14 protein-coding genes are annotated in these 13,994 nt (G+C 57.7%); 5 read left to right on the top strand and 9 right to left on the bottom strand.

Annotated elements, in window-relative coordinates; all coding sequences use genetic code 11:
• The first annotated feature begins 54 nt into the window (after nt 1–54).
• The 3 genes from FGU71_RS02740 to FGU71_RS02750 all read left to right on the top strand — a co-directional run bounded on the left by FGU71_RS02740 (nt 55) and on the right by FGU71_RS02750 (nt 4,744).
• Nucleotides 55–1,683, top strand: coding sequence for a lipopolysaccharide biosynthesis protein (locus FGU71_RS02740; protein ID WP_142787145.1), 1,629 nt, complete (start codon nt 55–57; stop codon nt 1,681–1,683).
• Between the two features lie 87 nt (nt 1,684–1,770).
• Entirely contained in the window at nt 1,771–2,769 is a 999-nt protein-coding gene (locus FGU71_RS02745; RefSeq protein WP_142787146.1) for a retroviral-like aspartic protease family protein, read from the top strand.
• Nucleotides 2,770–2,836: 67 nt separating this feature from the next.
• Nucleotides 2,837–4,744, top strand: a complete 1,908-nt coding sequence (locus FGU71_RS02750; protein ID WP_142787147.1) for an ABCB family ABC transporter ATP-binding protein/permease — start codon at nt 2,837–2,839, stop codon at nt 4,742–4,744.
• Nucleotides 4,745–4,762: 18 nt separating this feature from the next.
• Here the strand turns inward: FGU71_RS02750 and FGU71_RS02755 are convergent, their stop codons facing one another.
• The 5 genes from FGU71_RS02755 to FGU71_RS02775 form a co-directional block, all read right to left on the bottom strand.
• On the bottom strand, nt 4,763–7,633 hold the full coding sequence (locus FGU71_RS02755; RefSeq protein ID WP_142787148.1) for a M16 family metallopeptidase: 2,871 nt from the start codon (nt 7,631–7,633) through the stop codon (nt 4,763–4,765).
• A gap of 96 nt (nt 7,634–7,729) precedes the next feature.
• The gene (locus FGU71_RS02760) at nt 7,730–8,140 is read right to left on the bottom strand and encodes an ACT domain-containing protein (protein WP_142787149.1); all 411 of its coding nucleotides are present in this window, start codon (nt 8,138–8,140) and stop codon (nt 7,730–7,732) included.
• Complete coding sequence (hslU, locus tag FGU71_RS02765; RefSeq protein WP_142787150.1) at nt 8,140–9,456, bottom strand: ATP-dependent protease ATPase subunit HslU; 1,317 nt, start codon at nt 9,454–9,456, stop codon at nt 8,140–8,142. Before hslU ends, FGU71_RS02760 begins: the two co-directional genes overlap by 1 nt.
• Nucleotides 9,457–9,484: 28 nt before the next feature.
• The gene (gene hslV / locus FGU71_RS02770) at nt 9,485–10,045 is read right to left on the bottom strand and encodes an ATP-dependent protease subunit HslV (RefSeq protein WP_142787151.1); all 561 of its coding nucleotides are present in this window, start codon (nt 10,043–10,045) and stop codon (nt 9,485–9,487) included.
• A 59-nt stretch (nt 10,046–10,104) separates the two neighbouring features.
• Nucleotides 10,105–10,578 carry an outer membrane protein assembly factor BamE gene (locus FGU71_RS02775; protein ID WP_142787152.1) on the bottom strand — a complete coding sequence of 158 codons (474 nt, stop codon included), beginning with the start codon at nt 10,576–10,578 and terminating at the stop codon, nt 10,105–10,107.
• 225 nt (nt 10,579–10,803) lie between these two features.
• Here FGU71_RS02775 and FGU71_RS02780 point away from each other — a divergent pair, with 225 nt between their 5' ends.
• Nucleotides 10,804–11,331, top strand: coding sequence for a ubiquinol-cytochrome C chaperone family protein (locus FGU71_RS02780; RefSeq protein ID WP_142787153.1), 528 nt, complete (start codon nt 10,804–10,806; stop codon nt 11,329–11,331).
• Nucleotides 11,328–11,849 carry a YceD family protein gene (locus tag FGU71_RS02785; protein WP_142787154.1) on the top strand — a complete coding sequence of 174 codons (522 nt, stop codon included), beginning with the start codon at nt 11,328–11,330 and terminating at the stop codon, nt 11,847–11,849. The genes FGU71_RS02780 and FGU71_RS02785 overlap by 4 nt, the downstream gene beginning before the upstream one ends.
• Here the strand turns inward: FGU71_RS02785 and FGU71_RS02790 are convergent.
• The 4 genes from FGU71_RS02790 to FGU71_RS02805 form a co-directional block, all read right to left on the bottom strand.
• Nucleotides 11,846–12,049, bottom strand: coding sequence for a helix-turn-helix transcriptional regulator (locus FGU71_RS02790; RefSeq protein ID WP_142787155.1), 204 nt, complete (start codon nt 12,047–12,049; stop codon nt 11,846–11,848). The genes FGU71_RS02785 and FGU71_RS02790 overlap by 4 nt on opposite strands.
• Nucleotides 12,046–12,441 (bottom strand): hypothetical protein, encoded by a 396-nt coding sequence (locus tag FGU71_RS02795; protein WP_142787156.1) that lies wholly within the window; start codon nt 12,439–12,441, stop codon nt 12,046–12,048. The genes FGU71_RS02790 and FGU71_RS02795 overlap by 4 nt, the downstream gene beginning before the upstream one ends.
• A gap of 149 nt (nt 12,442–12,590) precedes the next feature.
• Nucleotides 12,591–13,163: a single-stranded DNA-binding protein gene (ssb, locus tag FGU71_RS02800; protein WP_142787157.1), complete on the bottom strand. Its 573-nt coding sequence runs from the start codon at nt 13,161–13,163 to the stop codon at nt 12,591–12,593.
• Nucleotides 13,164–13,309: 146 nt separating this feature from the next.
• Nucleotides 13,310–13,993 carry a COQ9 family protein gene (locus FGU71_RS02805; protein WP_142787158.1) on the bottom strand — a complete coding sequence of 228 codons (684 nt, stop codon included), beginning with the start codon at nt 13,991–13,993 and terminating at the stop codon, nt 13,310–13,312.
• Nucleotide 13,994 lies beyond the last annotated feature (1 nt).

Raw genomic sequence — 13,994 nt, forward strand, 5'->3', positions numbered from 1 at the left:
AACCGACCAAATCTTCATCTTTTAAGCCTAGGGCGCCTCTTAATGAGTGCACACATGCCTGATTCTGATTCTCACACCCCTCTTAAGGACGGTGAGTCGCACCCTGCTCGTGATTCGAGCGGCGCCGATGGCGTTCGCCCACATCATACAAGCGCATATAATACCGATGTGCATCATACGGACGGTGACAGCGGATTCGCATCGCGCGTCCGGTCTGCTGTCGCGTGGCGTTGGGGAACTCAGGTCGCAGCGCAAATCATAACGTGGACTTCCACCATTATGGTTGTGCGCCTGCTCGACCCGAGCGATTATGGCTTGTTCGCGATGAGCCAGGTTGTTTTGACCGCGCTCGCATTCCTCAATGGTCAAAGTTTCGCGACCTCGATTGTGCAAACCGATCGAATCGATGAGCGCCGGGTCAGTCAGGTGTTCGGAATGTTGCTGCTGGCCAATGGCTCGCTCGCGATCACCCAGTTTCTGTTTGCGCCGTATGCCGCTGTTTATTTCGGCGAGCCATTGGTGGCTGATCTCTTGCGCGTTCAGGCGGTCATCTTCCTCACCATACCCTTTATCGCCCTGCCCTCTGAATGGCTCGCGCGGCAACTCCAGTTTCGCAAGCAAGGAACGGTCAACATAACCGCCGCCATTATCGGCGCTTGCCTTGCGCTGCTGCTTGCATGGCTCGGCTTTGGTGTGTGGGCCCTTGTCTACGCGCCCATTGCGATGTTTGTGACCCGCGCTGTCGGCCTGACGATTGCCTCTGGTCTTCGGATCAAACCGATCTTCAACCCCAATGGCGCGTGGGACATGGTGACATTTGGCGGGACACTGACCCTATGCCAGCTGTTCTGGATCATCCAAAGCCAGAGCGACATCGTGATTGCGGGCCGATTGCTGTCCACCCACGATCTCGGCCTGTATTCAGAGGCCCTGTTCCTGACCCTTATTGTTACTGGCCGGTTTATACCGCCGATCAATGAAGTGGCTTTGGCAGCCTATTCTGAATTGCACCGCGCCAAAAAACCGCTCGGGCCATATTTCCTTAAAACCGCGCGGATGGTGATGACTGTCAGCGCACCGATATATGTCGGCCTTGCCCTTACCAGCGAAGCGGCGATCCTTACTTTGTTTGGCGCGAAATGGGCAGGCATGGTTCCGATAGTCGGCGGGCTTGCTTTAGTGATGCCGGCCTTTGCGCTGCAATTGATCTGTTCCCCTGTCACAAATGCCATGGGCCGCCCGCGGGTTTACCTGTTCACGGCGATCTGCGGCGCGATCATAATGCCCACTGCATATATATGGGGCGTCAATGGCGGCTTTTTCGAAGGTGATGCCGGCGCAATCGGGCTGGTCCATGCGTGGTGGGTTGCGGCGCCTGCCTTGCTGACCGTCACACTCGCAATGACCCTGCCCCGGATCGGTGTGTCACCGATCGCTCTTGTCAAAGAGCTTACGCCGATTGCGCTCGCCTGCGCTGCGATGGCCGCAGCCGTTGTGACGGTGCAGCATTTCGCCGCTTTCGAATTGCCCTGGGCCGATCTGTTCGCAAGCGCTGCTGTCGGCGCGCTTACATATATAGCGACATTCTGGTTCGGATTTCGCCCTCTCGTTCGCGAGACTTGGGAAATGCTGCGCCAGCGTGAAACTGCGACCCCGACTGCGCCAAGTCATATCGGGATCTAGGCCGTTCGTCGAAAATGACCCTGCCTCATTTGGGAGGGGCGCGTTACTCTGTTATGCTCTCTTCAATCTTGGGAGAGGAATTGAGATATGGCCAGATCACTGACGTATGCGGCATTACCGCTGATATTTGCGGTATCAGCTGCAAATGCGAATTCGGTTGAGCCGCCCGCACAGCCGAAAGCGGTGACACAGGAAGCCGTTGCCCCGGATTTGGCCAGCAACAACACCGATATTTTGGCGCTCGAAGAAGGGCGCAATCGCCGCCTGACCATCCCCGTCACAATTGATGGCGAGGGCCCGTACGATTTCATGATCGACACCGGCAGCCAGGCCACGGCCGTGACGCATGGCATCAATGACAGCCTTTCGCTTTCCCTGATCGGCACCGCAACTCTGGTCGGCATGGCCAGCCGGCGTCTGGTCAACATCGTCGAAGTGAACAATCTGATGGTGGGTACGCACACCATTCATAACCTATCGGCTCCTGTTCTAAGCCGCACTCATCTGGGTGCCGACGGGATCATCGGTCTCGACAGTCTTCAGGATTTTCGCGTGATGATTGATTTCCGCGAGGAGACAATCGCCTTGCAAGACATGACCACGAAACAATCGAGTTCAGGTTTTGAGATCGTGGTGAAGGCACGTCAAAAGCTTGGCCAGTTGCTGATCACAGATGCCGTTGTCGAAGGCGTTCGTGCGACTGTCATCATTGATACAGGCGCGCAGGCCAGCATCGCGAATAATGCGCTGCGCGACCGCATCAGGGCAAAGCGTTTGCAGGAAGTCACGACGATGGATGTCAACGGAGTGAGCATGACCGGCGATCTCGCCAATGTCCGTTCGCTTGAAATCGCGGGTCTCGCGCTGGAGAATGTGCCGCTCACATTTGCCGATACGCCAGCGTTTGAAGAGCTCGGCCTGAAGGACAAGCCGGTATTATCTCTGGGTATGCAGCATTTGAAAATCTTTGACCGGGTGGCGATCGATTTTGCCAATCAGCGGATCTTGTTCGATGTGCCGCGTGATGTCGCTCACGCCCTGCGCCGCAGCAGGCTATCGGAGTATTCGCGCCGCTTCCGCCCCTGATACGCGGCACGGCATTACACCTGTGCGCTTGCTTATAGGCTGAGCCGCGCCCACATGAGCGCAAGTAATGCCGCCTGATACAGCCTCTTCCGATCGACCGACCTCGCCGCCCGATGCCGAAGGCTGGGCGACGCTTAAACGGTTTCTTCCTTATCTTTGGCCAAAAGATAACTGGTCCTTGCGCCGGCGAATTGTCTTTGCCTTGATCTTTGTCTTGGGCGCAAAAGGCGTCACGCTGGCTTTGCCTTTTGCCTATAAAGGCGCCGCCGATGCCATGGCGGGACCGGTCGGCGACGGCGCAACCGTCGCTTTGGCGCTGGTGGCGGCCTATGGATTGGGCCGGTTTACTTCGGTGCTGTTCGATAATCTGCGCAATATTGCATTTGAACGCGTGGGTCAGGCCGCCACGCTCAGCCTGGCCCAAGACGTGTTTCACCGGTTGCACCGGCTCAGCCTGAGGTTCCACCTCAATCGCCGCACGGGCGAAGTGACCAAAATCATCGAACGCGGCACCAAAAGCATCGATTCGATGCTGTATTTTCTGCTGTTCAACATTGCCCCGACCGCTCTTGAGCTGATCGCGGTCGGCGTGATTTTCTATATCAACTTTGGATGGGAATTGGTCGCGGCGACCGCTCTTACTGTTGTTCTCTACATCGCGGTCACCCGCTGGATCACCGAATGGCGAACCAAACTGCGGCGCGAGATGAATGATCTTGATGGTCAGGCTTTGCACCGCGCTGTTGATTCGTTGCTGAATTTCGAAACGGTCAAATACTTCAACGCCGAAGACCGCGAAGAAGCGCGCTATTCCGGCGCGGCGAAAGCCTATGCCGAAGCCGCTGTGAAATCGGAAAATTCGCTTGGCCTGCTTAATATCACGCAGTCCTTGATCACGAATTCCCTGATGGCAGCGGCGATGGCGTACACCGTTTGGGGATGGAGCAAAGGCGAGCTTACCGTTGGCGATCTGGTGTTTGTGAACACCTATCTGATGCAACTGTTTCGCCCGCTTGATCTGCTGGGATGGGTTTACCGTACAATCCGCCAGGGTCTGGTCGATATGGCAGAGATGTTCCGCCTGATGGATACCGATGTCGAAGTGAAAGACATAGCCGGTGCCCCCGAACTGATCGTGCGCCAACCCCATGTCACATTCGACAATGTAACTTTTGAATACGAAGATGGCCGGACCATCCTGAAAAACCTCAGCTTTGAAGTGCCTGCCGGTTCCTCTGTCGCGATCGTTGGTCCATCGGGCGCGGGTAAAAGCACCATCGGGCGGCTGTTATTCCGGTTTTATGATCCGCAACAGGGCCGCATTCTGATTGACGGCCAAGATATCGCAAAAGTTCAGCAGGACAGTGTGCGCGGCGCGATCGGGATCGTCCCGCAGGACAGTGTTCTGTTCAACGATACGCTTGCCTACAATATTGCCTATGGCGCGCACGATGCGAGCGATGAACAGGTTACGAAAGCCGCGGGCGATGCCGCGCTGATGCCTTTGATCGACCGGCTGCCCAATGGGTTCGCGACGACAGTGGGCGAGCGCGGGCTAAAACTATCGGGCGGTGAAAAACAGCGCGTCGCGATTGCGCGAACTTTGGTGAAAAACCCGCCGATCCTGTTGCTTGATGAAGCCACCAGTGCGCTGGACACACGGACAGAGCGCGAGATTCTCGGCACTCTGAAACGGCTTGAGGAAGGCCGCACGACGCTTGCGATTGCGCACCGGCTTTCAACGGTGGCCGATGCGGACCGGATCCTGGTTCTGGATGGCGGCGAGCTGGCGGAAAGCGGCACCCATGCCGAATTGCTAGCCCGCAATGGCCTTTACACAGAAATGTGGGCGCAGCAGGCCGCCGAAAGCAATGAAGACGATGCCGTTTCAAGCGAGGATCAGAGCCCAGAGGGCCCAGAGAACCCAGAGAACCCCGAGAACGAAGCGGCCGAAGCGGCCGAAGCGGTTAAATAACGGCTCCGGCCAACTGCCTTATTGCCCGCCAGCCGCATCAGCGGTTGCCGCTGGTTTCCGCAGTGAAGCAGACGCCAGATCAAGCTCGCTTGCCGGGATCACTTCAATGTTATCGCGGACCGCGCTCAGATCATCGATGAACTGTTTCGCATCGCCAACGATCACGATGGTCGCCTTTGCCGGATCGATATAGGTCCGCGCTGCGGCGCTGGCCTCATCTGCGTCAACGGCATCCAGCTTTGCCGCGAATCGCACCGCTTCGGCTGGCTCCAGCCCCTGTTCCAGCAACGTCGCAACGATGCGGTTGAAACCGCCGCTGGTTTCTAAAGTGCGGGCATGTCCGCCGGACATATAAAGCCGGCGTTTGGCGAGCAGGTCTTCGGGCAGTTGTTCATTGCCCAGACGCTCAAATTCGTTGAGGAATATCTGGGTCACTTCGTCGGCGCTTTCGTTTTTCGTTTGCGCGCTCGCGGTCAAAATCGATTCGTCCATCCGGTCCGCAAAGCCGGAATACGCGCCGTAGCTGAGCGAACGTTTCGTGCGAACTTCCTCAAACAATCGCCCGCTTGATCCGCCGCCAAGCACACTGTTGGCCAATTCAAGCGAATAGAAATCCGCATCCTTGCGCGACGGTGCACGAACGGCGGCGATTACCGACGCCTGCCCCGCATCCGGCATATCGACCACAATCGTGCGCACAGGCTGCGCGGCGCCCGCGGCCTCAACCGGAACTTTCGCCGCCGCTGTTGCAACCTGCCAGTCGCCAAACATGTCCTCTGCCATTTTCATTGCCATTTCAGGCGCGATCCCGCCGCTGACGACAATTTGCAGAGCATCAGGATGGAAATAGGATGCGCGGTGCGCGATCAAATCTTCACGGGTGATTGCAGAAAGGCTTTCCGCCGTTCCGTCGGGTTGGGACCCATACGGCGCATCGCCATACATCGCGACGCGGGCGACAAACTGCGACAGACCGCCCGGCTCTTTCATCGAAACCTGAAGGCCCGAAATCGCGCGTTTGCGTTCGCGTTCAAATTCTTCGGCGGGATAGTTGGCACCGCGCAGGATTTTTGCGGCCAGCGCCCCTGCTTCACCCAGATTGGCAACGGGTGCAGTCAGGCTAAAGCTGGTGCCATCATTTCCTGCGCCGCCGCCAAATGTCGCGCCAAGGCTTTCAAACTTCGCAGCGATTTGCGACGCATCCATCCCTTCCACGCCTTTATCCGCAAGAGCGGCCGCCATATTGGCAATCCCGGCCTTCGCGCGCGGATCGGTCTTGGAGCCGCCCGGCACGATCATCGAAATGGTGGCAATCGGCACGTCGCCGGTCTGCACGGCCACCACCTTGATACCGTTCGACAAAGCCCCTTCGACAATTTCAGGTGCTGAAACTTCGGGAGACGGGCCCGGTCCGGGAGGCGCCATGCGTTCGGCTTCGGGCGCAACTTGCCGGATTACGCCCTGCGCAGGAGGCAGGGTTCGAAATTCGGGCATGGCGACAGGGTTGGCATATTTTGACGCGTCATCCTCGCCCTGCATATAAGTCATCGAAATGCGTTTTTGCGGATCGAGATATGTCGCGGCAACGCGCATGATATCCTCGGCGGTTACTGCGGTGATTTCACCCAGCCGCCGGTCGGCAAATTCCGGATCACCAGTCGAAACCAGCGCTTCGCCCAGTTCGAAAGCCTGTCCGCGCGCAGTTTCGCGGCGGCGCAGTGTGCTGGATACGATTTCGCTTTTGGCTTCGGCAAGCTCTGCAGCGGTGACAGGCTCTGTCCGAATCCGCTCGATTTCAGCATCAAGAGTGGCGCTTGCCCGTTCCATAGCCGCTTCGTTCGGCACAACGGCATAGGCGGCAATCTGTCCGGCTTCGCGGAACATGGAAATGCTGGCGGCTGCTTGCACCGCCTGTCCGCTGCGCACCAGTGCATTGTTCAGCCGGCTGTTGTCACCGCGAACAAGGACCGCTTCCAGCAATTCGAGCGCGGCAGCATCGGGGTGAGTGACAGGCGGCGCTTTCCACAGCGCGCCCACCACCGGCAACGGCACATTCGGCGCAGTCGCATTCACAGTGCGCGGCTCGGTAATGTCGGGATCGCGTTCGGTGATCGCGAGATCGACCGGGTTGGCGCGCGGCGCGATGTCCGCAAAATATTCATCAACAAGACCGCGCAGCCGCGCCATGTCAAAATTGCCCGCCACGATCAACGTCGCGGTATCAGGCCCGTAATACGCCTCGTAAAAGGCCCGCGCGTCATCCAGTGTTGCACTGTCCAGATCATCAATCGAGCCAATGCCCGGGCGGCGATGCGGCATCGTGTCATAGGCATTTTCCGGAATCACAAAACGCTGCAAACGGCCATAGGGAGGCGCGAGCACACGTTGGCGCAGTTCCTCTTTTACAACGCCGCGTTCTGTTTCGAACACTTCGGTATCGACCACCACTTTGGCCATCCGTTCGCGGTGGGTCCACAGCATCGTTTCGAGATAGGCAGCGGGAACCTGCTCGTAATAATTGGTCCGATCGACCCAGTTGGATGCGTTGCGTGTTCCGCCGATATCTGCGGTCAGGCCGTAAATCATATTATACGGCATATTCTCGGTCTTTCGGCTCAGGATATGCTCAAACAAATGGGCAAAGCCGCTGCGACCTTCGGGATCGAGTTTTGACCCGATATCATACCATAAAGAGGTGGTTACTGTGCTGGTTGCGGTATCGGGAATCGCAATCACCCGCAGCCCGTTGTCGAGGGTCCACATCGTGTATTCGATCTTCGGTGCAGTCAGCTGGGCAGCTGGGTCGGTTGAATGATCGTCGGCAATGGCAGGCGCCCCTGCGAATAAAGCTGCCGCCGCAGCACTCGCAAGCATCCAAGTCTTTGTCATACAATCAGTCTCCGTTGAACTTTCACGCCGTGTTAGAGCGTGCGCGCATGGCGCATTCAAGTGGTCAACGGGTTTGCCGCTACGAAATGCCGAATCTTATCGACGCGCGTCTTGGGCAATGGCGGTGAGCGTCGCCAGCGCCTGTTCGCGCCGGTCCCATGGCACAAACAGATGATCATGATGGAATGCCGCGATCACATTGCAGGGGATGCCTTGATCAGCGAGGCCTCTGGCCACAGCAGCAGTCAACCCGACACCATCCAGAGCCGAATGGACCGCCAATGTTATACGGGCAAAATCGGGGCTTTCATCGCCCGCTTCGCTGGCCTCTTCGCTTTTGACGATGAAGGTCGTGCCTTCGGTTTCGCGGATCACCGCAAAGGTGTGGTCAAACTTCGCAATCGCCCCGTCAGCGCGGTTCTGCATGATAAACCGGTAAGGCGAAGGATGAAGCTGCGGCTCCATACCTGCGAGCATCGCGGAAAGATCGCTGACCGGTTCGGACATCACAGAATATATTTCGACAGATCGGTGTTGCCCGCCAGCCCTTCCAGCCGGTCACGCACATAGGCGGCATCGACGGTAATCGTCTCGCCAGCGTGATCCTCGGCTTCGAAACTGATTTCTTCGAGCAGTTTTTCCATGACTGTCTGCAACCTGCGCGCTCCGATATTCTCGACATTCTCGTTTACCGTCGCAGCGATTTTGGCAACTTCCTGAACCGCGTCTTCGCCAAAATCGAGCTCCACTTTCTCAGTTCCGAGTAGCGCGCGATATTGTTCCACCAGGTTAGCGCGGGTCTCCGAAAGAATACGGACAAAGTCCGCTTCCGTCAGCGCCCGCAATTCGACCCGAATGGGCAAGCGGCCCTGCAATTCGGGCAGCATGTCCGATGGCTTGGCAACGTGAAACGCGCCGCTGGCAATGAACAGCACGTGGTCTGTTTTCATCGGACCGTATTTGGTCGAGACGGTGGTGCCTTCGATAAGCGGCAGCAGATCACGTTGCACGCCCTCGCGGCTGACAGATCCGCCGCGCACATCGGATACGGCGATCTTGTCGATCTCATCGAGAAAGACGATGCCGTTGGTCTCTGCATTTTGCAGGGCGACACGCGCCACGTCATCTTGATCCATGCGCTTTTCGGCTTCTTCTTCGACCAGTTTGTCCCATGCATCGGGCACGCGCATCTTGCGCTTTTTGGTCGGGGCCTTGCCCATCGCCTTGCCGAGCATATCGCTAAGGTCGATCATGCCCATATTGCCGCCGGCGCCGCCCATATCGAATGGCATGGCGGGCGCCTCTGTCACGTCGATTTCGACCTCGGTATCGTTCATCGAATTGTCGACTATCCGCTGACGAAAACTTTCACGGGTGGCCTCGGAAGCGTTCTGGCCGACCAGCGCATCGAGCAAGCGGTCCATCGCCGCCTTGCTCGCCGTTTCGCGCACAGCTTCGCGGCGGCGGTCTTTTTCCAGCCGGATCGCCTCTTCGACAAGATCGCGGGCAATCTGTTCGACATCGCGGCCGACATAGCCAACTTCGGTAAATTTGGTCGCTTCGATCTTGACGAACGGAGCTTCGGCCAATTTCGCCAGACGCCGGCTGATTTCGGTTTTGCCGCAGCCTGTCGGACCGATCATCAGGATATTTTTCGGCGTGACTTCATCGCGCAGATCCGCGCCCAGCCGCTGACGCCGCCAGCGATTGCGGAGCGCCACTGCAACGGCGCGCTTGGCGTCTTGCTGGCCGATGATGTGATCATCCAGCGCTGCAACGATTTGTTTCGGCGTAAGCGCCTGAGGGGTGAGAGTGTCGGTCATAATGTCCTGAAATTCGAGTTCGCGGAAACTAGACGGTTTCAACCGTCACATTGCCATTGGTGAAAACGCAGATCTCCGCTGCGACGGCCATGGCTTTGCGCGCAATCTGTTCGGCATCGTCTTCGTAATCAGACAGCGCGCGTGCCGCGGCGAGCGCATAATTGCCGCCTGATCCAATCGCTGCGATCCCGCCTTCGGGTTCAAGCACATCACCATTGCCCGTCAACACCAGCAGGCTTTCTTCATCAGCGACAATCATCAAAGCTTCGAGGTTGCGGAGATATTTATCGGTGCGCCAATCCTTGGCGAGCTCAACAGAAGCGCGCATCAGCTGGCCGGAATATTGCTCCAGCTTGGCCTCCAGCCGTTCAAACAGAGTGAAAGCATCGGCGGTAGCGCCCGCAAAACCGGCCACAACTTTGCCGCCTTCGCCGATCCGGCGCACCTTGCGCGCGTTCGGCTTCATCACGGTGTTGCCCATCGAAACCTGACCATCGCCAGCGATAACGGTTTTTGTGCCGCGTTTCACACCGACAATCGTCGTTCCGTGCCACTGGATCAGGCCGTGGCTCGCCGTGTCATTGCTCATACACGGCGATATGGGATTGGAATTGTGCGGATCAAGCGCGGCGCGGGGCCGCAAAAGCCTTAACGGCCAGGTGCAGGCCCGGCACCGCCGACTTGGCCGATATTGCCAAACAGATCTTCGAGGAAGCCGCGCTCACGGCCCAAAGTCGGGGTCTTGTCCCCGTCAGGCTGGAGATAAACGACTTTTTCGACACCGCTGCGATCAACAGAGGCCACGTTGCCGGCTTCGTCAAATTTCACAGCAACAACCGTGTGCGCCGCAATCCGAGGGCGGACAAACGGGCGGCGTCCGGTCACGCTCGACACGTAATACCAGGTTGGCTCGCCATATTGGCTGGCGAATGTCGGGCGGCCCAGGGTAGCCTGTACAGAACGCTCATTATCGATCCCCGGCTGGACCGAATCGAGCAGCAATCTATCGACGACATAGCCGCGCGATTCTTGGATCGATGCACACGCACCGAGCGCAAACAGCGCGCTTGCAAGAATTATCGCCTTACCGGCAAAACCCAAAACTTGTGGTCTCTGGCTCATAGTGCCCGTCTATTCCCGTCTGATCTTACGTTGCCGCAATCACGCGGCATTCTTATATGGTGCATACGGCCTTACGGCGAAGCCAGCGGCCATGCAACGCCGCTGCATGCACGAAATGGGGTGAACCGGTTGAATTGCGGATGAATGTCTGCATTTCACGCGGAACGCCGCTCGCGATGGCCGGTTGTATAGATACAATTCCGGCAAGAAAGCAGTATAAAACCCATGTCATTCCTATCCAAGCTTCTCGGCACCGCCCCTGATCCGCGCGAAGGCGTGCGCCCATTGTGGCACCGCGTCATCGAGCTTGCGCGTGAACCATCATTCTATTCCGAATGCGGTGTTGCGGATACGGTCAATGGCCGGTTTGATCTGATCACAGCGATCCTTTGCACTGTCATGGTGCGGATAGAGGCAACCGACATGCGCTCGGAAAGCGCTCTTTTGGCAGAACTTTTCGTCGAGGACATGGACGCTCAACTGCGCGAGCTTGGCATCAATGATGTGGTGGTTGGCAAACATGTCGGCAAATTGATGAGCGTGCTCGGCGGCAGGCTTGGGACGTATCGCAGCGCTTTGGTTGCCAAGGACCGCGAAAAGTTGACGAGCGCGATCGGGCGGAATGTCAATTTCAAAGAAGGCGCAGACGAAACTGCGGGCGCGGCTTGCGTCGCGGAAAAACTGCTGAGCCTGTCGGACCGGCTGGCGCAATATAGCGATCAGGAAATGCTGGACGCGAGCGGTATCCGGTGAGCGATCCCGAACTCTCACGCCCGATCAAGGCCCGGCCCTTGCCCGGCGGGACGATCACCATTGAAGCCGACGAGGCAGAGCGCAGACGGCTGTCAGGGCGATTCTCCTTATCAGCAATCAATAGCCTGCGCGCGTCGGCCGAAGTGGAAGAAAAAGGCAAAGCGATCCGGGCTCGCGGGCATCTGAATGCCAAAATCATGCAATTATGCGCGGTTTCAGCCGAGGATTTCCCCGTCACAATATCCGAACCCTTCGACCTGCGGTTTGTCCCCGAAGGCACATTGGCGCAGGAACATGACGAAGAAATCGAGCTTGAAGCGGATGATTGCGACGAGATCGAGTATTCGGGCGACACCTTTGATCTGGGTGAAGCGGTGGCGCAAACGCTTGGCCTCGCGATTGATCCCTATGCCGAAGGTCCAAACGCCGAAGAAGCGCGAAAGACCGCAGGTATCGCGGAAGAAGGCCAACAGGACGGCCCCCTGGCCGAGGCGTTGGCGGCGCTTAAAAAGGGCTAATGCCCTTTCCACGGATTGAAAAACAGATCCTCCACCGCGAGATCGAAATAGGCCGCCAATCGGTAGGCGATCGGCATCGACGGATCATATTTATCCGCCTCAATCGCGATGATCGTCTGGCGTGACACTTCGATTGTTTCGGCAAGATCGGCCTGATTAAGCCCGCGTTCCCGGCGCACTTCGCGTAGCCGGTTTTTCATTCTGCTGGCCCGCGACCGCGCAATTTCCAGACGCACCAGACAACAGCAAAACCGGCAAACTCCGCGAGGAACAGATACGTCGCTCCGAGGCTTATCTCGCTATGTCGGCCAGTCATGACCACCAAAACCACAAGCATGGCTAAAGCGCCGAATGTTCCGCCCCACCACCAACTAATCAGCTGACCCTGTTGCTGAATGTCGTCGGTTTTTTGCCACCAGACCCAAGTTGCGGCGCTGACCAATGCGACTACCATCAACAACATCGGCAAGACGAGGGCTGGATTTTCAACGCCGCCACTGGCTGGGACCGTCTTTCCGATCACCACGCCCGCGATCGCTGCGGCACCGAATGCGATAGCTGCCCACAACCAGAATTTTCCTTGAAACGTCATTGCTCAAACCCTCTTGTCGAAACCATGATGTAAAAAGATATATACATTCTCAAGAATGTCAAAAACTATTTACATTGCAGTCGGACGAAAAAAAGCCCCGCAAGTTTCCCTGCGAGGCTTTTGCTGAATCCTGTTGCCTATCCGGCGGATCAAAACGGGATGTCATCGTCCAGATCGTCATAGCCGCCCGCGCCGCCGCCTGAACTGCCGCCCGCACCGCCGCCAGAAGAGCCGCCGCTTCCGCCGCCTTGGTTCCAGCCGCCACCACCTGAGCCGCCGCCGCTTCCGCCGCCGCCATAGCCACCGCCGCCGCCGCCGCCGCCGCCGCCGCCGCCGGACCGCGCGCCGCCGCCCATTCCGCCGCCGCCTTGCGCACCGTCCAGCATAGTGAGCGAGCCATTCAGACCGCGAATAACCACTTCGGTTGAATAGCGATCATTGCCTTGCTGATCCTGCCATTTGCGGGTTTGCAGTTGGCCTTCGATATAAACCTTGGAGCCTTTTTTCAGAAACCGCTCGACCACGCCGACCAGACCTTCGGAAAAGATCGCGACTGTGTGCCATTCGGTGCGTTCCTGACGCTCACCGGTGTTGCGGTCTTTCCATGTCTCGCTGGTGGCGATGCGCAGATTGGCGACCTTTCCGCCATTCTGAAAGCTGCGGATTTCGGGATCAGCCCCGAGATTACCGATCAGCATGACCTTATTAAGCGAACCCGCCATCGAAACACCCTTTCCAAATACAATCTACCCGCGCGACTCAAGTATGGAGACTCGCGATTCCGTGAATGTCATAGGGAAGCGCGCCTTTGCTGGTAAGGCGCTGCCGACGTTTTCCACGTCAGTTCGAAGAACCGGTGTTCGATTAATTACCGGCTGGGGTAACGCAGCCGGCCCAGAAACCGGGTCAGGCTGGGCATTTCACGGTCGGAATTCGTGAATTTGGCCTTTGCCTTTTCAAATTTCATCACCCCGTCAATGCGGCGATCCAGAAATTCGTATGTCTTGGCTTTGCCTTCGCTGTCATCGTTAACGAACACGGCCAAAGTCGCGCTGTAAATCCCGGCAAGGATCGTACGCTTGGTATAATGATTGTAATCGGTCGCCGTGTCGCCAGCCAGTCGCCACATGATATCGGCCGAGCGCCAGCCCAGCTTCAGCGAACGGCGCACATTTTGCGGCATCGCCATAATCGCCATTGCGCGGCGGACCGCTTCATCAATGTCCGCCACCGCTTCCAAACGGAAAGCGACGAGGGCGCGGATGCGCTCACGGATTTTCAATTCGGCCAGCCGTTCCTGCGGCCATTCCGCTTCCATCGCCTGATCGACGCTGGTCACCCATGCCTCGATCATTTCCATCGCGCCGCCTTTAAATGCGAGCTTTGCGACATCGACATCCGCGCCTGCCATTTCCGCGGCAGCCACCAATGCGGTTTCATTCCAGCCATCGAAAATGGCGGAAGCCGCGATATCAGGCGCAAGCGCGATCCGCAGCTCGTCAAGCGTCATATCGGAAAAGTCGGCTGGGCCAGAGGCGTTTGATACGGTCATA

It is taken from the genome of Erythrobacter insulae (genome assembly GCF_007004095.1).
Classification (GTDB): domain Bacteria; phylum Pseudomonadota; class Alphaproteobacteria; order Sphingomonadales; family Sphingomonadaceae; genus Erythrobacter; species Erythrobacter insulae.